Here is a 19,431-nt window from a genome sequence, read left to right as displayed (position 1 = left end):
CGACCGGTATCGCAATGTAAATGAAAGACCCCGCTTCGCGGGGTCTTCTTTTTTGGGAGTTCTTTACGGCTCAGGGCTCGCGGAGGATGCGGAAACCGGTGGTGTCGTTGCCCCTGGATGGATTCAGCTTGTCGCGGTAGGAGGCGCGGATGGACTTCGGCGGTTGATCGTAGGCGCCGCCGCGCACCACGCGCTCGTCGCACTCGCCGCCCTCCCAGACACTGCCGTCGTTCGGGGCGCCTTCGTAGTTGCTGTGGTAGCAATCCTGCACCCATTCGGCGACGTTTCCGGCGGTGTCGTAGAGTCCGAATGGATTGGGCTTGAAGCTGCCCACCTTGGCCGGCCGGCGGCTGTCGAAATCGGAACCGCAGCCGAAGCAATGCGCCATGCCCTGGCCCGGATCGCGTCCCCACCACCATTCATAAGTGTCGGTTCCCGCTGCCGCGGCATATTCCCACTCTGCCTCGCTCGGCAGTCGGTATTTGAAACCGGTCTGCTCGGAGAGCCAGTGGGCGTAGGCCAGCGCGTCCTCCCATGACACCCAGATGATCGGGTGCTCGGGTTTGAAATCGCCGCCCAGTTTGGGCATGGCGCGGCCGGTCGCCTTGACGAATTTCTCGTAGTCGGCCACGGTGATTTCATACTTGCTCAGGGCAAATTTTTTGCCAATCTGCACGGTATGGCGCGGGCGCTGATTCGCTTCACTTGCGGTCGCGGGCGCACCCATCTCGAATTTGCCGGGCGGCACCCATATCATCACCGGTCCGGCGCCGCCGGATTTGAGCGCATCCTGGAATTCCTCGATTTTGCCTGTGGGCGCTGGTACTGGTGCTGGTACTGGCGCCGGAGTGGCGGGCGCCGGCTGTGGAATGGCCGCCGTTGTTGGTGGTGTCCCGGGTTTTTCCTCCGGCGTGGCGGTTTCCGGTGCCGGTGTTGTCGCAGTCGGTGTTTCGGCGGTTGTTTCAGTTTCCGTTGGATGCTTTTTGACGGCGTGGTGCGCCGTGGATTTACCGCCCCCTGACATGAAGTAATAGCCCGCGCCGCCTGCCACAATGAGCACGCCGGCGATGACGGCGGCGACGGCCAGCCAGTTGCGTTTTGGTTCTTCTTCGACTGGCGGTGGAGGCGGCGGGGCCTTGCGCTTGATGGCGATCGGCGGTGCGGCGCCGGGCGCGGCGTATTTGGTGATGGCCAGATCCTGTTCCTCCTGTTCTGTAAGCGCGCGTGCTGGCGGCGGAGGTGGCGGAGGTGGCGGCGGCGGTGGGGCAACGGCCGGTTTTTCCTCCTTGGCAGTGACATCGATGACTACAACGGTGGTGTTGTCCTGCCGGGGGATCTTCGCTTCTTCAACGCCATCGAGCAGTGACTTGACGCACTCCTTGGCGGTTTTGACGCCGTCGCAATAATGCAAGATTTTGGCGTCGGAGAGCGAATCGAGGCCATCGGTGGCGACGATGATGCGATCACCGCCCTTGATCTCGAAGGGCTCCGGGGGACAGTCAATCTCGGCGATGTCCTCGCCTGTCAGCGCACTCATCAGCATGTTGCGTGAGAAGCCCTGCTCCGGCTTCACCGGCGTACCGGCGGCGGACATGCGGTCGAGAAAACCGCCGTAGCTGTGATCGGCATTTTTCTTGATGAGTTTTTTGTCGCGCAGCAGATACAAATTGCTGTCGCCCACGCTGACCCAGCGCATCTTCGACTTGTGCAGAATGACGCCGACGAAGGTGCAGCCCATGCCCTTCAGCGCCTCGGTTTCCTTGACGGTGTGTTCTATGGAACCGTTGGCGGCGAGGACCGCCTCCCGCAACACCGTCTGCATCTGCTCGCTCGGATAATTACCGGTGAGATATTTATTGAAGGTCTGCACCGCCATGTTGCTGGCGACATTGCCGGCGGCGTGGCCGCCCATCCCGTCGGCGACGATGACCAGCGACGCCTTTTCGTCAGGATTGTCACTGTCACCCAGGTGCGTAATGAGAAATGCGTCTTCCTGGTAATCCCGGGCGCCGTTGATTTGCGAGCCCGAAATGTCGAAGGTGAACATCATGGTTATAATCGCTTGATTTCTGTCGTTTTACGTCATGCGATGCGGGACGCGGCGCGCGATAGCGCAATGGTATCAGCGCCCTGCCGAATTGACAAAGGTGCACGGGCAAAAATGGTGTGCCGCGTCACGGAAACGCACGATCGGAGGACCGGAAAGCGTCGCCGGCATTTTGCGGTGCGGCGTGGGATGTTTTAATCGTGCGGTCACCGCCGTTTTCCATTGATGATGGCGCGAATAATCGAAACAATGAGTGGCGTAAACAGCATGAAAACAAACAGCCATATCCAGAGGAAGGGCGCAATGAATGCGTGATTGATTGCAGTTCTCGCCTTGTACGAGTAATCGCCGACCCATAAATATTCAACAAGGGCAATCACGGAAGGGATCATCATGCCGGCAATGAACGCCTCGCTTTTGCGAGCCCATTGGTTCATCACCACCCAGAGGTTGGTGACGTACAGTCCGGGCACAATAAACAGCGAACCAAAGGCCAGGCTCATTCCATCCCAACTGCCGGTTCCGTCCAGCGACTTAATCAAGGCAAACTGATATCCAATAAAGACCATGACCGGAAGCAGGATGCCAAGACAGACTCTGGCCCCCATCGAGACCCGGCGACTGCCGGCGGGTTTACCGCTCATGGGTTCATGGGCCGGTTTGAATTTGGTTTCAATTCCGCCATCTTATCCAGAGCCCAACGCCGTATAATTCACCGGGTGCGACATTGTTCAATTATACGCAATGCGTGCCGGGCAATATGGAATAAACTGACAAAATGACTGGCAAACTCATGACGGGAGTGGTGTTGCTGGCCACCGTGGCGGTGGCTGCGGACTATTTCGGATTGCTCGGCACCCGCGAGCAGCTGTCGAGCGATGTGCTGCACCCGCGCTTTAAAATGGTGGAGAAAGGTACCGGCAGGGCGATTGAAGGCGTGCATATCCAGTGCTTCATCGGCCGCAAGGAAGGCGCCTGTTCCTCCAAACCGGAGGACATTCCCGGCATTATCGAGCTTAATTTCGTCGTTGCCCGCGTCGATACGCGCACCTGGCTGTTCAAGAAGAACGAACGCTTCCTGCTGCGCGATACGGGTAACGTGACACTGGCCTTTCTTCACCCCGATTACGTGCAATATTTTCTGCCCGTGGATTTTACCGATATCCCCAAACTGGCATCGCGGGAGACCGTGATCGAACTGACACCGGCGGGTTCATAAGGGAGGGAATTGGTGAGCGAAGCACTGGATTTCCTGCTGCGGGTGCGGCCTGAAGCCATGCAGGCCCATTTTGCCTTTTTCAAGGATGCCGGCGGCCGTCTCGATCCGAAGACGCGATCTTTGCTGTCGTTCATCAGCAAGGTCGAGGCGCAATCCGGTCCGGGCTTGAAGCAATATCTCCGGCGGGCGCTGCAGGAGGGGTGGAGTGGCGGCGAACTGCTGGATGCCATGCTGCTGTCCCTGCCCGTCTTGGGGCTGAGTAAAATCGTCTGGGCTGTCGAGGTTATCAATGGCATGGGTTTACCGGAGTTTCGGGAGGAGGCCTTGCGTGCCCAGGTGCAATGGCATGAGGTCATTCCACTGGATGCATTGATGCTCGGCCGGCCGTGGACGATGGAATGTGACGGCCGGTCATTGCTGGTCATGCAATACCCGAATGAGGAACCCCGTGTCTATGATCGCCGCTGCCCGCATCAGGGCACATTGATTCCGGAGTCGGCACTGGCCGGCAATCAACTCACCTGCCCCAAACACGGCTGGACATTCGATGTCAGGGATGGCGCCTGCGTCAAAATCGGAAACCAGCCGCTGAAACGTTACGAATGTAAATCGGAGGGCGGCAAACTCTTCGTGCGCTGGTAATGATTCTTTGACGCGAAATTCATTCTTCCACCAGCCATCGCACATAAAAATCACCCCGGCCGTCGGGTGATAACGTCCGCCACAGCCATGGCAGCAGGTTGTCAATGGCTTTATCCAGCTGCCAGGGAGGGTTGATGATGATGAGCCCCGAACCGTTCATGCCCAGCGGGTTGTCGCGCGGATGGATGCAGAGTTCCGTATTCACGATCCGGCGAATTCCTGATTCGTGCAATCGTTTTTTGAGTCCATTGATATTGACCTTGGGCATGACGGGATACCAAATGGTGAAGGTTCCCGTCGCCATGCGTCGGTGGCCTTCCTGTACGCCTTCGTATGCCCGTTCCGTTTCACCGGACAGTTCGTAAGCTGGATCTATGAGAATCAAAGCGCGGTGCTCACGCGCGGGCAACTTCGATTTGAGGAGATGATAACCATCCTCCCTGAAGACCAGCACCTGCCGGTCGCCGGAGAATTCGGCGCGTAAAAGCGCGCCGTCCGCCGGATGTTTTTCCGCCAGCAGCATCCGATCCCCGCGACGCAGGAAATGACGCGCGATCACGGGTGAACCCGGATACCAGCGCGGCGGGGCTGAGGCATGCGGGTTGAGCATTCGGATGACGTCCAGGTATGATGTTACGGCAGCCGGGGGAGCAGGGGCATTCCAGAGTCGTCCAATGCCGCCGGCATGTTCCCTGTTTTTTACCGCCATTTCGCCGCGCAGGTCATAACGTCCGGCGCCGGCGTGCGTGTCGAGATAGAGGAACGGCTTATCCTTGCGCCGCAGTGACTCGAGGGCCAGCACGAGCACAACGTGCTTGAACACGTCGGCAAAATTGCCGGCGTGGTAGGCGTGGCGGTAGCTCAGCATCGGCTGTGGAGATTCAGGACGGCAGCTCGCCGAGGAGCACGTCGGCGCGCGCGGCCATGTCCGTGTCGCCGGCGGCAAAAGCAAGACGCAGGCCGCGTGAGAGCAGCTCGCGCGCCAGTGCGTAACTCTTTTTGTCAGAATATCGTTCGCCCATGGCGATCAGGATGTCATGGACGGCTTCTTTGTCATGCTCCGCGCACGACAGCGCCCGTTCGTAAAATTGAAGCGCCTGATCGTCTTCTCGCGTGAAATCCCCCAGCGTCTCCCATAGGAAGGCGCATTCGCGTCCCTCATCGATGAGCGCCAGACAGTAATCCCGCATCTCTTCGTAACATTCCTCCGTCATCGCCGGGTCGCCCCGCTCGGAGGCGTCTTTCATGGCGGTGGCGAGATCGAAAATGCGATCATGAATGTATTGCGGAAGGGGCTCTGGCATGTGCGCTCCTATGTCTTCAGTGGCCGGAAGCGCAGCCGGTGCGGATTATCGGCATCCTCGCCTTTGCGCCGTCGCAGGTCCTGAATGTAGTCCGCGTAGTTGCCCTCGAACCAGACCACCTGGCTGTCGCCCTCGAAGGCCAGAATGTGGGTGGCGATGCGATCGAGAAACCAGCGGTCGTGCGAAATCACCACGACGCAGCCGGGGAAGTCGAGCAATGCCTGTTCCAGCGCCCGCAGGGTTTCCACGTCGAGGTCGTTGGTCGGTTCGTCCAGCAGCAGGACGTTGCCTCCTGCGGTGAGGAGTTTCGCCAGATGCACGCGATTGCGTTCGCCGCCGGAAAGTTCACCGATCGATTTCTGCTGGTCCGTGCCCTTGAAGTTGAAGCGCGCCACGTAACCCCGTGAGGGCGTCTGATAATTGCCGACCTGCAGGATATCCAGTCCCTTGGAGATTTCCTGCCATACGGTTTTTTGGGGATCGAGTGCGTCGCGGGATTGATCGACGCAGGATAATTTCACCGATTCACCGACGCGGATCCCGCCGGCATCGGGTTTTTCCTGACCGTTGATCAGGCGAAAGAGGGTGGTCTTGCCGGCGCCGTTGGCGCCGATGATGCCGACGATCCCGCCGGGCGGCAATTTGAAACTGAGGTTGTCGAACAGCAGGCGATCTCCGTACGCCTTGCGCAGGCCTTCCGCTTCGATGACCTGATCGCCCAGGTGCGGGCCCGGCGGTATGTAGATTTCGTTGGTCTCGTTGCGCTTCTGATAGTCGCTGGAGGCCAGTTCCTCGAAACGCGCTAGACGGGCCTTGCTCTTGGCATGGCGGCCCTTGGGATTGGCGCGCACCCATTCCAGTTCGGCCTTCATGGCCTTGATGCGCGACTGCTCCTGCTTTTCCTCCTGCTCGAGGCGTGTTTCCTTCTGTTCCAGCCAGGAGGAGTAATTCCCTTGCCAGGGGATGCCATGGCCGCGATCCAGTTCCAGGATCCAGCCGGCCACATTGTCCAGAAAATAACGATCATGAGTAACCGCGATCACCGTACCGGGATATTTTTCGAGATATTGCTCCAGCCAGGCCACTGAAATGGCATCGAGATGATTGGTGGGTTCATCCAGCAGTAGCATGTCGAGTTCGGACAGCAGCAGCCGGCAGAGGGCCACGCGACGCCGCTCGCCGCCGGAAATTTTGGCGACATCCGCCTCCCACGGCGGCAGCCGCAGGGCCTCGGCGGCCATCTCCAGCTTGCGATCCAGTTCCCACGCGCCGGCGGCATCGATGGCTTCCTGCAGCCGGCCCTGCTCCTCCAGCAACTTGTTCATTTCCTCGTCGCCCAGAGGTTCGGAAAATTTTTCGGAGATGGTGTTGAAACGGTCAAGCAGTTGTTTGATTGCACCGACGCCTTCCTCGACGTTGCCACGCACGTTTTTGGCGGGATTGAGTTGCGGCTCCTGGGCGAGATAGCCAATCTTCAAGTCAGGCTGGGGAATTGCCTCGCCGTCATATTCCCGGTCGAGACCGGCCATGATGCGCAGTAGTGAGGATTTGCCGGAGCCGTTCAGGCCGAGCACGCCAATCTTGGCGCCCGGGAAAAAACACAGGGAGATGTCGCGCAAGATGAACCGCTTGGGCGGCACCACCTTGCTGACCCGATTCATGGTATAGACGTATTGCGCCATTCATTTTCCCCCGCCATAGATTTTTAATGGCAATGAAGTTAAGGGCGGCATATGATACGCAAAGCGGGGTTTATGGGGAGTGGGCAGTTATCGCGACAATCGCAGATTATTTAATTTTGAGAGTGGTTTCTTTAAGTCACTTTTTACGACCCGTTGGCATGGAACTTGACTCTTAAATGCAATATGTGAGAACCTACCAAAAAATGTAGGTAACTACATGTTTTTATTTTAATAACCGCACTTTTTCAGTGCATAAACGTTCAATTTTAGGGCACACAAGGGGACATGATCATGATGCGGAAAATAGGAATGGCGGCAATTTTGTCGTTGACGGCGTTTACCGCTCCGCCGATGGCAAGCGCAGACGATGCCGGGCCGTTGGCGATATCCAACTTCAATGCGGATTTGTACTTCACCAACCAATACATGTTCCGCGGCATCTCCAACACTGAAGGTCCGGCCATCCAGGGCGACGTCAACTGGACCTATAACGGCTGGTACCTGACCGCTTGGGGCTCGAATACTAAATTTAACGAAGATGAAGTTGAAATCGACGCCTACGGTGGCTATCGCTGGTCTTGGAGTGGATTCAACTTCGACGTCGGTGGTTTATATTACACCTTCCCGGGTGACAGCTGTCATACCACCAAGCTTGTTGGTGGCACGGGTGCTGATGCAGGTAATCCGGCGGGCGTGGATGCCTTCGGTAAGTCCGTTTGCCCGGATGCTGATTACGGCGAGTTCCAAGGCATCGTCAACTATGCCTTCAGTGATACATTCCTTTCACCCAGTGTGACGCTCAAATACGACTTTTCACCTGACTTCTATGGCTCGGACGGTGACGCACATGCCGTGGAAGGCGACTTGGCATTGACCGTGCCCACGGGTCCTCTGGGATTGGGCGATTTGGGTTTTGAAGCAGCGGTGGGTTACCAGACCGTTGATGGAGATCAGTCCTCTGGCAAGCGTCTTTGCGCGCCGATTACGGCGGGCACCAGTGACGGCAGCACGAGTGCGGCATGCGACACGGCACTTGGTAATCCAGCAGGAACGAAATATCAAGACGGCTATGACTACACATGGTGGCGTGTGGGGGTGAACAAAAATATCGATGGTTTCCTGTTCGATATCAGCTATTACGCCACCGATGAGACGACCAGCCTCAAGAACTTCTACTTCGATAATCCCGCCGTGAAACTCAATCCCCGCAGCTTGATCGAGCCGCATGTGGTGGCGACGGTTTCTCATAATTTTACTTTCCCCTGATCGGGAACGGGCATTAAAACAAAACGGCGCCTGCGGGCGCCGTTTTTATTTTTATAGTTTCATCAGGGCGCGTATATGCACCACGGCGCTGCGCCCCAGGGCGGGCAGGGCGTAGCCCCCCTCCAATGTGGATATGACCCGCCCACGGCCGTGGCGGTCGGCAATCGCCATGATTTCCCGCGTGATCCACTCATAGTCCTGCTCAACCAGATTCAGGCCGGCCAGCGGATCTTCGCGATGGGCATCGAATCCGGCCGATATGAAAATCAAACGGGGCTGGAAGCGCTCCAGTTGCGGAAACCAGGTCGCAGCCACGGCGCGCCGGAATTCCCGCCCGCCGGCGCCGGCCGGCAACGGGACATTGACCCGATGGCCATCGACCGTGGGGCCGGCCTTGTAGGGATACAACGGATATTGGAAGGACGAGCACAACATGACACGCGGCTCCGTGTCAAAAATATCCTCAGTACCGTTGCCGTGGTGAACATCGAAATCCACGATCGCGACACGATCGACGCCGTGATGATGCAAGGCATGCATGGCGCCCACGGCGACATTATTGAAAAGACAGAAGCCCATGGCCTGCCGGCGTTCGGCATGGTGGCCCGGCGGCCGGATATTGCAGAATGCCGTGGTTTCCTCCCCGCCCATGACCAGGTCCACCGCCCGCACCGCCGCACCGGCGGCCCGTAGCGCCGCCGGGAGACTGTGGGGATTCATGCTGGTGTCGCCGTCGAGATGGACGTGCCCCTGTCGCGGCGCGGCGGCGATCAGCGCATCGACATAGTCCGCATCATGCGCGCGTTTCAACTGTTCCCCGGTGGCCAGCGGCGCTTCATAGTGATGCAGCAAATCGTACAGCCCAGCTTTGTGGAGGGCGTCTTCAATTGCGGTGATGCGTGCCGGGCACTCGGGGTGGTCTTCACCCATCTCGTGCTTCAGACAATCCGCATGAGTCAAATAAGCCGTCATTCGTGCAATACCATGGGCGAACTCTTATTCCTGCCGCGGGTCTTCATGAACAATAAACCCTGTATAATCGCTCACACTTGACTCCGCTTACCGCACATCAGATCCAATGCCCGTGCCCATCTATCGCTCAGGCTGGTTAGGCGTTCTGCTGTTGCTGCCGCCGCCAGTATACGCCGGTGAGCCCGTACAGCGCGGCACCGAGGCGCTGGCCTTCAACTGCTACACCTGCCATGCGCCGCAAGTGCGGCGCAAGGACGGTGACATTCCCTCACTCAAGGGGAAATCCGCCGAGGTATTGCTGCGCAAGTTGCATGACTTCAAGAGCGGCGGGGGCAATGCCACCCTCATGAACCGCATCGCCAAGGGCTACAGCGACGAGGAATTGGCGCGCATTGCGAATTTTCTGGCTGATGATCTGGCCAAGACCGGTCCCAAGAGGAGATAGCATGAGGCGACGCGCCTTCATTCAACTGACAGCGGCCTTGATGGGCGCGATGCCGTTGTCTCTGCGTGCCGATGATGAGACGCGCGCCAAGGCACGCATCGTGATCATCGGCGGAGGTTTTGCGGGTGCGACCTGTGCACGTTATCTGCGGCGTGTCGATCCCGCCATCCACGTCATACTGATCGATGAACAACGGAAATATCTGGCCTGTCCCATGAGCAACTGGGTCATCGGCGGGGTGGGACGGATGGAGCGCCTGCAGGTGAATCGCGCAGGCCTGGCGCGTGCCGGTGTGGAACAGATCCACGATCGGGTCGACGCTGTGGATGGACTGAACAGGCAGGTCACGCTGGCCGGCGGCCGGAAGCTGGGTTACGACCGGCTGGTGATGGCTCCGGGCGTGGATTTCAAGTGGGGCAGCCCGGAGGGCTACGATGAGGCGGCAGCTCTGCGCATGCCACATGCCTGGCGGGCCGGCGAGCAGACGGTGCTCTTGCACAAGCAATTGCAGGCGATGAAGGACGGCGGCGTGGTGGCCATCAGCGTGCCCGCAGCGCCATTTCGCTGTCCGCCCGGCCCCTATGAGCGCGCCAGCCTCATTGCCCATTACTTGAAGACACACAAGCCGCGCTCGAAGGTGTTGATCCTCGATGCCAATGACAAATTTGCGAAACAGGCGCTGTTCAAAGAAGCGTGGAGTACATTGTATCCGGGCATGATCGAGTGGGTGCCGGTGACCGAGGGCGGCGCTGTGCGGCGCGTCGACGCGAAGACCATGACGTTGTACACCGAACTTGAGGATCACAAGGTGGATGTCGCCAATGTCATTCCAGCGCAAACGGCCGGCCGGCTGGCAATAAGCGCGGGGCTTGCCGAGGATTCCGGCTGGTGCGCCGCGGACAGCAGCATTTTCGAATCCAAACGCATGTCCGGCGTGCACGTCATCGGCGATGCCTGCATCGCCAACCCGATGCCGAAATCCGCCTCAGCGGCCAACAGCCAGGCGAAAAACTGCGCCCTTGCGATCGCCGCGCTCGTCAGTGGCGTCGCGCCCGGCTCGCCTTCGCTGCACAACACCTGCTACAGCCTGGTCGCGCCGGAATATGGCATCTCTGTTAACGAGATTTTTCAGGTGATCGACGGTAAGATTACCCTCGTGGAGGGTGCGGGCGGGATTAGTCCGTTGAACGCCGCCGCTGAATTTCGCGCCCGTGAAGCGGCTTATGATCGGTCGTGGTATGAAAGTATCGTCGCCGATTCCTTCGGTTGACGGTCTGCTCAAAACATCATTGCGGGATCCTCGTCAGGTGCGGAACAGAGGTTCAAGCGCGGGTGTGGAAGTGGTGGATTGCCGGTCGGATTTTGCGCCGCCCAACTTCCCAAGGGCATCGGCAAGCGCGTTCCCCCGCCACTGTTGTCCTCCTTTCGAGTAGAGCGAGCGGTTCAATTCATCGAGCAGTCCCGCCAACCCGGGTTCGTACGCCGCGATGTCGATCAATCCCTGGAACACATGCCGGGGCCAGCGTGCCCTGGCCCATATCAGCAAGGCAGCACGGGTTTGTGCCGGTGCATTGGCGTCGCAGGCGTCCAACACGGCTTTCAACAAGACCCGCTCTTTTTGTTTCCGATGTTTCGCAATCCCGGTCTGCGCCTGGCGTTGCCGCGCGCCGGACCACCACCAGAACAAGGCGGTCGAGAGCCAACCCAACCCCAGGGCCATGGCCAGCCGGCGATAGGCCGGCGTGCCGGCAGGCAAGGATGCGTGACTGCTGTTTTCCGGCTGCGCTTGCTTGGAAGGGGGGGGGATGGCCTCGGCATGTGTGTTCGCCCGCGCGGGAACCGCGCTGATATGCAGCTTGCGCGCGGGCAATACCGCTTCCTCCATGTGATCGGTGTCGGTGTTCCACCATGGGACGCGGATCTCCGGCAGCGTGACGTCATCGGCATTGGCGATAACGGCGATCTTCTGCTGCCGCAGGCCGGTGATTCCACTGGGGCGGATTTGATCGTCGAGCAGTGGCTGGTCGGCATATGTTTTCACTCCTTGCGCCTGTGTGATACCGGGTTCAGGCAGCTGGCTGGCGGTCAGTCCATTCGCCAGCAATGAGATCGTGCGGGTGGCCGGTTCGCCCGCCTTGAGATCCTCCGGATCATCCGACCAGGTTTCGTGGATTTGCAGCGATTTGGCAGGCAGCCAGGTTTTGCCGGTGAAGGTCTTGGGAGTGGGTTTGACGTGCAACGTGACCGCCTCGGACTGCAGGCGCCGGGTGTTCATGGCGCCTGAGAATGGATCAAGCAGTAGACCGCCGCCACGGCTGATCTGTCCCTGAAACGTGATGGGGGGAATGGTGATATCGCCGGTCCGTTGCGGATAAATGGCGTAGACGCGCTCGAGCACGTCATAATGTCTGCCCTCCCGCGTCGTCCGGGTGATTTTGTCCCTGCCCAGTTTTTTGATGAGGATCGCCCCGGAGACGGTTTTTGGATCCTCGAGAACAGGTTCATCGACGTCCCAGCGCGAATCGGCCAGTATGCGCACCGTGTACAGGCATTGCGCTTGGATATAAGGATCGCGCGGGGTGACTTCGACTTCCATGAACAGCCCTTTTTCCGCTGCCTTGTCACCGGGCGCGTTTGGAGTGACGTGCATGGTCAGCGCCGCGGTCTGTTCGCCGCCGACCTTGAGCGGCGGGATCACGAGATCTCCCTCGCGTTTGGCCATGAGGTTGATCTGCCAGCTGCTTGATTTTTTGAAATTGCCGTTGAGGATGCTGATCTCGCTGCGCTTGCTGGTGCCCAGCACGTCGAAGTCCGCTGACAGCGGACTCAGATCCGGGTCGTCGCTGGTTTTGGCCTCGATGGTGAGGACAAAGGACTGACCCAGGCCTACGGTGTCCTGATCCACCGTGGCTTCCGCCGCCGGCGCAGGACGCGCGAACAATGCGCCGCACAGAAGCAGTGCCATCATCAGTCGTCGGCTGATGCCTACCATGGCTGAGATTCAGTGTCGGATTTGGACTGCTGGCGGTATTGCAGCAGGAACTTGCGGCGCAACAACCCGCCTGGATCGTCGGGAATGCGCCGCAACCATTGCTCATCGGCCATTGAAGTTTCACTTTGCTGATGTCCGCTTTTGGGCGCCGGCAATGGTTTATCGCCGCTCTGTTCGGCGGTTTGTCCCTGCGCGTGTTGCTGTTCTTTTTGTTTGTCGGCCTGATCTGCCCGGGCTTCCTGCTTTTTCGATTGATCCGGCGGCGCGGATTGCGGGCGCTGCTCCCGAGATCCCGCTTGAGCAGACGGGGAATTCTGCTTGTCCGGCGCGGTCTCAGCGCCCCCGCCATGACCGGCCTCGTTCTTATTTTCGGGTTTTCGGGGTGATGAGTTTCCGTTACCGCCGCCTTCCTCCTGCTTCTGTTTCCTTAGTTTTTTTTGCAACAGCCCGCGGTTATAGCGCGCATCACCGTTTTTCGGGTTCAATCGCAGCGCTTCCTCATATTCGGCGATGGCATTCTCGAATTGCCCCAGCCGGGCCAGCGCGTTGCCACGGTTGTAATGATCGTCGTCGCCCTGCGGTTGCGTCAGCGCACGAAGGGCGTCGTGGTAATGGTGCGCGCGATAATGAGCAGCGGCCCGCCATCGCGGATCATTGAATTCCGCCGCCGCCCGTTCATTGTCGCCCTGTGCCAGTGCATGCGCGGCTTGTTGATCCTGACGCCACCAGAGATCATCCCATTCGAAGGCCTGCGCGGGCCTTGGCAGGGGCAGAAATAGCATGAACAAAACAGCGAGCAACAACCCACGCCGGAACGTCAGGGCGGCCAGAGGCAGGAGGGGCAGCAGCAGCCATGGTCCGGCATCCAACCAACGTGGCGCATTGAGGTCGGTTCGTGCAGTCGTGCCAATCGGCGCTGAAGCGCGCAGAAATTCGGTATAGGCACGGGTGTCTCCATCATCGACGCCGGCCTTGAGATAGAGGCCGCGTCCCGCTGCGGACAACGCGCGCAGATCGGCATGATTCACGCTGGCGACGACGATCTTGCCCGACTCATCCTTGACGAAACCGCCGCCCGGGAGAGGAATGGGTGCGCCGTCTTCCGTCCCCACAGCCAGGACGGAAATCCGGTGGGGCAGACTGGAAATGGCTTTTCGCGTGGCGTCGACATAGTCTGCGTGGACGCCATCCGTCACCAGCAGGATATCACCGTGGGCAATTCCCGCCTGGCTCAGGAGTTCGCCGGCTTTGCGCAGGGCGAGATCGGGGCGGCTGCCCTGCGCCGGCATGATGTCGGTGGTCAGGGCCGGTAATTGCGCCATCAGGGTTTCGGTGTCATCCGTCAGTGGCGCCACGACGAATGGGCGCGCGGCGTATACCAGCAAAGCGGTTTGTCCTTCGCGGCGTGCCGTCAGGATATCGGCGATTTTGAAACGCGCCCGCGTCAGCCGGCTGGGGGGGAGATCGGCGGCATCCATGGAACGCGACAGATCCAGCGCGATCACCAGTGCGGCTGTGGAACGCGCCACGGGCACCGGCAGTTTTGTCCAGGCCGGACCGGCCAGCGCAAGGACGGCAAGCAGCAGCGCCAGACCCACCCATAATTCAACGCGCCTCCATCCGCGCTCTTCCCTTCCGGCAGGGCGTTCCAACACGTGGGGCAGCAGCGCGGCGTCACAAACCCGCTGCCAGGGGCTGTGCTGCCTCCCGAGCCTGGACCAGACACGCCAGAGTAGCGGCAGCAGCAACAGCGCCAGCAACCACCAGGGGCGCAGGAAATGCAGTTCAGTCATGGACATGACGGTACGCACCGGTTTGCCGCATGAAAATCAACAGGCCCAGCAACAGCGCCAGGCTCAGTGGGAAATAAAATAACGGCATCACCGGACGATAGTGTTTGGGATCCTGGGCGGCGGGCTCGATCTGATCCAGCACGCGATAAATCTTGCTTAACTCGTCCAAATCGCGGGCGCGGAAATAACGGCCGCCGGTTGCGGCGGCAATGGCGGTAAGCGTTTTTTCGTCCAAATCCTGTCCCGGATTGCGCTGCAGGAAGCCGAACAGCCCGCGTGTTTCGGTTTCGGCGCCGATGCCAATGGTGTAGATGCGCACGCCCTGCCGCGCTGCCATTTCCGCGGCCTGCAACGGTTCGATCTCGCCTGCGGTATTGGCGCCGTCGGTGAGCAGGATCAGCACGGCGTCGGCGTGTTCGGCCTTGCGCAGGCGCTTGAGAGCCAGGCCGATGGCGTCGCCGATGGCGGTGGCGTCGCCGGCGATACCGATTTGCGCCTCATCCAGCAGCGTCTTCACCGTCTGGCGATCGAAGGTCAATGGTGTCTGCAGATAGGGCCGTTCGCCGAAGAGTATCAAACCCACCCGGTCGCCTGCGCGCCGGTCGATGAACTCACCGGCCACCCGCTTGACGGCAGTGAGGCGATCGACTGTCTCGCCGCCCCACGACATATCGTTTTGTTCCATGCTGCGGGAAAGATCGACTGCGAGCAGCAAATCCCGGCCGGTGAGGGGAACGTCAGTCACACTGGCCACCCATTGCGGGCGCGCCGCCGCCGCGACGAGCAGCAGCCAGGCCAGCGCCGCCATCAACAGCAAAAGGTATGGGAAGCGGCGCCACGAGGAGGTTTTTTCCAGTCGCAGAAAGTCATCGAAAAAAGGCACCCGCAGCGCTGTGCCACGGACGGCTCGAACAGGCGGCAACCACGCCCGCAGCAGCCAGGGCAGCGGCAGGATCAGAAACAGCCAGGGCCAGGCAAATTCAAACATGTGGGCGCCGGTGCCCGTCGTTTTCAGACTGACGCGTGACCGCGCACAGCCATGCCGCGCACAGACTCAGCAATGTCCGCGCATCCACAGGCATCACGGCTTGATAGGGTGCGGTGGCAAGCACGCGGCCGCCGCCATGCCGGAAGCCCTCCATGCCTGCCATCTGATCGAGGAAGGCCAGCCAGTTTTCGCCCGTGAGCCCGGCAACGATCCGGCGCGGATAAAGACTTAAACACACCCGGCGTAGCAGGGTGGACAGTTCGCCGACCAGAATATGCGCGTCGCGCGTGGATTCGTAGCGCTGTTGGATTAGCTGCAACTCGCGTTCCGCGATGCGATGCCAGGGGACGGATCGCTCACGTCGGTAGAAATACCCTGCCAGCAGGCCGGCGCCGAGAATGACCAGCAACAAGAGCCACCAGCCGGGCGCCGGCGGCCACCAGGAAATTGACGGCGGCAGATGGATGTCACGTAGCGGTAATTGTTCCGGGTCCATCGCGGAGAGTCCGGGGAGAGTCTAGGCCGCCTGAAGTTCCGATCCTTGCAGGACCAACAGGGGATTGTCAGTGGTGGCGCAGGAATAAAACCGCGCCTGGCAGCGCCGGCTGAGTTGTATCAGTTGTTGCTGGCGCGCCGCGAAACGTCTGGTATATGCCTGCGCCAGGCCGACGTCGTAGGTTGGTAACATCATCCGGCGCGCGCCATCGCTCATGGGATAACGGCCCGGCGGCGGCAGGCGCTGTTCCAGCAGGTCGTATAAGAAACACAACACCACCTGGCTGTGCCGCGACACCGATTCCACGGCGGCCTCCACATCGGGAAGATCGCGAAAATCGCTGATCATCACCACCCGGCTGCCGGGACGCACCCGTTGAAATTGCGCGTGCAAATTCGGCGTGATCATCGCGGATGAATTGTCCGTTGTGGGTGCCGATCCCTGAGCCAAATGATGAAATAGGGTCAAAGCCGATGACCGCCCGCGTTGCGGTAATTGTTCCTGCACGGTATGCGCGCCGATGACCCATCCACCCACGTGATCGCCGTGTTCCAGCGCCTGCCAGGCATAGAGCGCGGCGATCCTGGCTGCCAGTACGTTTTTGAAAGCGCCACGGGTGGCAAAAAACATGGCGGGGCGGTAGTCCACCCACAGCCACACCGACTGCTCGCGTTCTTCGCGGAATACCTTGACGTGCGGGCGGCCGGTGCGGGCGGTCACCCGCCAGTCCATGCGGCGGGCATCGTCGCCGGATTGATACAACCGTGATTCTTCATACTCCATGCCGCGGCCCTTGAATGGTGACAACCGCTGGCCGTGCGACATGGCGCGCGGATGACGGTGCCATGCCGGCAGCAGCATGGCGGCATGGCGCAACGCCAGCAACTCCTCAAACCGGACCGCGAATGGCGCGGTCATCATGGCACCCCTACGCGCGCCAGGATTTCGCCGATAATGTGTTCGCGGCTCACCTGCTCGGCCTCCGCCTCATAGCTGAGGAGGATGCGATGGCGCAGGATGTCGGGCGCCGTCATCTGGATGTCCTCCGGCGTCACGTAATCCCGTCCGCGGAGCCAGGCCAGCACGCGGGAGCAGCGATCCAACGCGATGCTCGCGCGCGGACTGGCGCCGTGGCGCAGCCAGCGCTCCAATGTGGCGTGATAAGCGCCCGGATGGCGGGTGGCCTGGACCAGTTGCAGCAGATACGTTTCAAGGGCGGGCGCCAGATGGACGCTCAGTGCGGAACGACGGGCCGCGAAGATGGCCTGTTGCGGTATGACGGGAGGCGGATGCGTTTGGCCCGTATCCGCCGCCGCTTCACTGCGCGCCAGCGCCAGGATGCGCGCCTCTTCCTCCATGCCGGGATGCTCTATGCGCACGTATAACAGGAAACGATCGAGCTGCGCCTCCGGCAGCGGATAAGTGCCTTCCTGTTCGAGAGGGTTTTGTGTGGCCATGACCATAAACAGTTCGGGCAGGGCGTAGGTGGTGCGGCCCACCGTGATCTGCCGTTCGGCCATCGCCTCCAGCAGCGCCGATTGCACCTTGGCCGGCGCGCGGTTGATTTCATCCGCCAGCACCAGATTCTGAAACAGTGGTCCTTGCTGAAAGCGGAACTGCCCGTCGTGCGGCTGGAAGACCTCCGTGCCGGTCAGGTCGGCCGGCAACAGATCGGGTGTAAACTGGATGCGATGAAAACTGGCCTCGATGCCCTGTGCCAGTACCTTGATGAGGCGTGTCTTGGCCAGTCCCGGCGCGCCTTCAACGAGCAGATGCCCGTCGGCGAGCAGGGCAATGAGCAGGCTGTCGATGAGCTTGTCCTGACCGATGATGCGGCTCTGGATGTAGCGGCGCAATTGCGTGATGGCATCGGAAGCGACGGGGACGGTGTCATTCATGGGGGACGGAACCTAGTTTTACCGGGTGATCGGAGTGATAGCACGCGCTCAAGATTGTACCGTTTCTGACCGCAAATGGCGCTGCCGGTTCATGCCGCTGACGCTGGTTTTGGGATTGAGTCCGACGCTTCCGGCATGTGACCGGCATCCCCCCGCCGCGGTCGAAAGCTTCAGTGGCGCGGCCGAAGGCACGACCTATCACATTAAATTGGCACAGCCGCCCGAACCCCTGACGCGCGAGGTGTTGCAAGAGGCGATTACTACGGTGCTGACCAGGATCGATCGGGAGATGTCCGCCTATCGTCCGGATTCCGATCTGTCGCGTTTCAATGCCAGCCAAGGCACGGATTGGTTTCCCGTATCTGGCGAGCTTCGGGAGTTGGTCGACGTTGCCTTGCAGGTCAGCCGCGAAACAGACGGCGCTTACGACATTACCGTGGAGCCGTTGAGCGAGTTGTGGGGATTCGGGCCGCAGCGGCACGTTTTTCGCGTCCCAACGGATGCGGAAATCGAACGCGCCAGACTGCAGGTGGGTCATGGCCACTTGCACAGCCGGCGGGATCCCCCGGCGCTGCGCAAGGATGTTCCGGAACTCCGGATCGACGTGAATTCCCTGGGTCCGGGGTATACCGTGGACCGAATCGCCCGGGCATTGAGCCGTTTGGGCGTCGATGATTACCTCATCGAATTGGGCGGCGCGGTGTATGCGCGGGGCCAGCGGCCGGAGGGAGGTGCATGGCGCGTGGCGATTGAAAAGCCTTTGAAGACGAGCCGCGTGGCGCAGCAGATCGTCGGTCTGAGCGCGGAAGGGCTGTCCACCGCCGGCGACTATCGCCAATACTTCGACGAGGATGGCAGGCATTATTCCCACATCCTCGATCCGGCGACGGGGCGGCCGGTCACTCACGCGCTGACGTCGGTTTCCGTGATCGCGCCGATCGCCGTGGAGGCGGACGCGTGGGACACGGCGCTCATGGTGATGGGGCCGGAACGCGGCTGGGCCCTGGCCTTGAAGCTGAAAATACCCGCCCTATTTATTACCCGTGAAACAGCGACCGGTCAAAGCGATTTCAAAGTCCGGGCCACGCCGCAATTCGAACCATACGCACGGCCGCCGAAGTGAGCCTGCCGGTCAATTGCTGCTGACGATCTTCCAGCTGCCGTCGGGCTGGCGGCAGGCGGTGCCGTAGCCGCTCTGCTTCTGACCGTTGACCTCGATGGTCTGGGTGAATTCGCGGCAGGGGGTGCCATCGTCGGTTTGATAGGTGCGCGTCGGCGTCACCGAACCGCTGTGCCCGCTGTCGGGGTTGACCCAGCTGGTGGTGGTGCCGGTCTTCTGCGTTTCAAAGGAATTCTGTGCGGTGCTGGCGTGGTATTCCTGATCCCGGCAATCCAGTTGCGAGCCCAGCTTGTTGCCAAGCAGGCCGCCGGCCAGCACACCGGCGCCGATGGCGACCTTGTTGCCCGTTCCCTTGCCGATCTGAGCGCCGATCAAACCACCCACCGCCGCGCCCAACAGGGTGCCGACAACCTCGCCGCTGCCGGTCTGCTGTGAATCGCATTCGGCGCGGCCGGGTGATGAAAACAGCAGCAAGCCGCATACGGTTATTACGGAAAATATCCTGCTCATAAATCACACCCCATCCTTACGCCCTGTTAAGCATAGTCCAGCCGTCATGGTTCTGCG

General features: G+C 60.4%; 19 protein-coding genes. 6 read left to right on the top strand and 13 right to left on the bottom strand.

From position 1 onward, the window contains the following. Positions 1-70: 70 nt before the first annotated feature. Positions 71-2,050 (bottom strand): SUMF1/EgtB/PvdO family nonheme iron enzyme, encoded by a 1,980-nt coding sequence (locus VMH34_07055; protein HTT08531.1) that lies wholly within the window; start codon positions 2,048-2,050, stop codon positions 71-73. Positions 2,051-2,253: 203 nt separating this feature from the next. Further along, complete coding sequence (locus VMH34_07050; protein ID HTT08530.1) at positions 2,254-2,691, bottom strand: hypothetical protein; 438 nt, start codon at positions 2,689-2,691, stop codon at positions 2,254-2,256. A 134-nt stretch (positions 2,692-2,825) separates the two neighbouring features. Between VMH34_07050 and VMH34_07045 the strand changes: the two genes are divergently transcribed. Next, positions 2,826-3,266 carry a hypothetical protein gene (locus VMH34_07045; GenBank protein ID HTT08529.1) on the top strand — a complete coding sequence of 147 codons (441 nt, stop codon included), beginning with the start codon at positions 2,826-2,828 and terminating at the stop codon, positions 3,264-3,266. A 12-nt stretch (positions 3,267-3,278) separates the two neighbouring features. Beyond that, positions 3,279-3,908 carry a Rieske 2Fe-2S domain-containing protein gene (locus VMH34_07040; protein ID HTT08528.1) on the top strand — a complete coding sequence of 210 codons (630 nt, stop codon included), beginning with the start codon at positions 3,279-3,281 and terminating at the stop codon, positions 3,906-3,908. A 19-nt stretch (positions 3,909-3,927) separates the two neighbouring features. Here VMH34_07040 and rlmJ read toward each other — a convergent pair whose 3' ends face one another. From rlmJ to ettA, 3 genes are read right to left on the bottom strand one after another with little or no spacing between them, the layout of a single operon-like run. Beyond that, positions 3,928-4,776, bottom strand: coding sequence for a 23S rRNA (adenine(2030)-N(6))-methyltransferase RlmJ (gene rlmJ / locus VMH34_07035; protein ID HTT08527.1), 849 nt, complete (start codon positions 4,774-4,776; stop codon positions 3,928-3,930). Positions 4,777-4,789: 13 nt separating this feature from the next. Beyond that, entirely contained in the window at positions 4,790-5,212 is a 423-nt protein-coding gene (locus VMH34_07030) for a hypothetical protein (GenBank protein ID HTT08526.1), read from the bottom strand. 8 nt (positions 5,213-5,220) lie between these two features. Then, positions 5,221-6,894 (bottom strand): energy-dependent translational throttle protein EttA, encoded by a 1,674-nt coding sequence (gene ettA, locus VMH34_07025; GenBank protein HTT08525.1) that lies wholly within the window; start codon positions 6,892-6,894, stop codon positions 5,221-5,223. A gap of 291 nt (positions 6,895-7,185) precedes the next feature. Here ettA and VMH34_07020 point away from each other — a divergent pair, with 291 nt between their 5' ends. Beyond that, positions 7,186-8,160, top strand: coding sequence for a TorF family putative porin (locus tag VMH34_07020; protein ID HTT08524.1), 975 nt, complete (start codon positions 7,186-7,188; stop codon positions 8,158-8,160). A 51-nt stretch (positions 8,161-8,211) separates the two neighbouring features. Here VMH34_07020 and VMH34_07015 read toward each other — a convergent pair whose 3' ends face one another. Continuing rightward, positions 8,212-9,132 (bottom strand): histone deacetylase family protein, encoded by a 921-nt coding sequence (locus VMH34_07015; GenBank protein HTT08523.1) that lies wholly within the window; start codon positions 9,130-9,132, stop codon positions 8,212-8,214. Between the two features lie 106 nt (positions 9,133-9,238). On the opposite strand from VMH34_07015, the gene VMH34_07010 reads away from it, so the two are divergent. Next, positions 9,239-9,577: a c-type cytochrome gene (locus VMH34_07010; GenBank protein HTT08522.1), complete on the top strand. Its 339-nt coding sequence runs from the start codon at positions 9,239-9,241 to the stop codon at positions 9,575-9,577. A gap of 1 nt (position 9,578) precedes the next feature. After that, entirely contained in the window at positions 9,579-10,847 is a 1,269-nt protein-coding gene (locus tag VMH34_07005; protein HTT08521.1) for an FAD/NAD(P)-binding oxidoreductase, read from the top strand. A 33-nt stretch (positions 10,848-10,880) separates the two neighbouring features. Here VMH34_07005 and VMH34_07000 read toward each other — a convergent pair whose 3' ends face one another. From VMH34_07000 to VMH34_06975, 6 genes are read right to left on the bottom strand one after another with little or no spacing between them, the layout of a single operon-like run. Then, a complete protein-coding gene (locus VMH34_07000; protein ID HTT08520.1) occupies positions 10,881-12,569 on the bottom strand; it encodes a BatD family protein in 1,689 nt (562 codons plus the stop codon). Continuing rightward, positions 12,563-14,368 (bottom strand): VWA domain-containing protein, encoded by a 1,806-nt coding sequence (locus VMH34_06995; GenBank protein HTT08519.1) that lies wholly within the window; start codon positions 14,366-14,368, stop codon positions 12,563-12,565. The genes VMH34_07000 and VMH34_06995 overlap by 7 nt, the downstream gene beginning before the upstream one ends. Continuing rightward, positions 14,355-15,350, bottom strand: coding sequence for a VWA domain-containing protein (locus VMH34_06990; GenBank protein HTT08518.1), 996 nt, complete (start codon positions 15,348-15,350; stop codon positions 14,355-14,357). The genes VMH34_06995 and VMH34_06990 overlap by 14 nt, the downstream gene beginning before the upstream one ends. Beyond that, the gene (locus VMH34_06985; GenBank protein HTT08517.1) at positions 15,343-15,846 is read right to left on the bottom strand and encodes a DUF4381 domain-containing protein; all 504 of its coding nucleotides are present in this window, start codon (positions 15,844-15,846) and stop codon (positions 15,343-15,345) included. The genes VMH34_06990 and VMH34_06985 overlap by 8 nt, the downstream gene beginning before the upstream one ends. A gap of 21 nt (positions 15,847-15,867) precedes the next feature. Continuing rightward, positions 15,868-16,764: a DUF58 domain-containing protein gene (locus VMH34_06980; protein HTT08516.1), complete on the bottom strand. Its 897-nt coding sequence runs from the start codon at positions 16,762-16,764 to the stop codon at positions 15,868-15,870. Continuing rightward, positions 16,764-17,744 carry a MoxR family ATPase gene (locus VMH34_06975; GenBank protein HTT08515.1) on the bottom strand — a complete coding sequence of 327 codons (981 nt, stop codon included), beginning with the start codon at positions 17,742-17,744 and terminating at the stop codon, positions 16,764-16,766. Before VMH34_06975 ends, VMH34_06980 begins: the two co-directional genes overlap by 1 nt. Before the next feature lie 91 nt (positions 17,745-17,835). Here VMH34_06975 and VMH34_06970 point away from each other — a divergent pair, with 91 nt between their 5' ends. Beyond that, positions 17,836-18,867 (top strand): FAD:protein FMN transferase, encoded by a 1,032-nt coding sequence (locus VMH34_06970; protein HTT08514.1) that lies wholly within the window; start codon positions 17,836-17,838, stop codon positions 18,865-18,867. 9 nt (positions 18,868-18,876) lie between these two features. Here the strand turns inward: VMH34_06970 and VMH34_06965 are convergent, their stop codons facing one another. Continuing rightward, positions 18,877-19,374: an RT0821/Lpp0805 family surface protein gene (locus tag VMH34_06965; GenBank protein HTT08513.1), complete on the bottom strand. Its 498-nt coding sequence runs from the start codon at positions 19,372-19,374 to the stop codon at positions 18,877-18,879. Positions 19,375-19,431 lie beyond the last annotated feature (57 nt).

It is taken from the genome of Gammaproteobacteria bacterium (genome assembly GCA_035501935.1).
GTDB lineage: Bacteria > Pseudomonadota > Gammaproteobacteria > JAJPIJ01 > JAJPIJ01 > JAJPIJ01.
The sequence above is the reverse complement of the archived record's forward strand: the minus strand, read 5'-3'. Positions and strand labels throughout refer to the sequence as shown.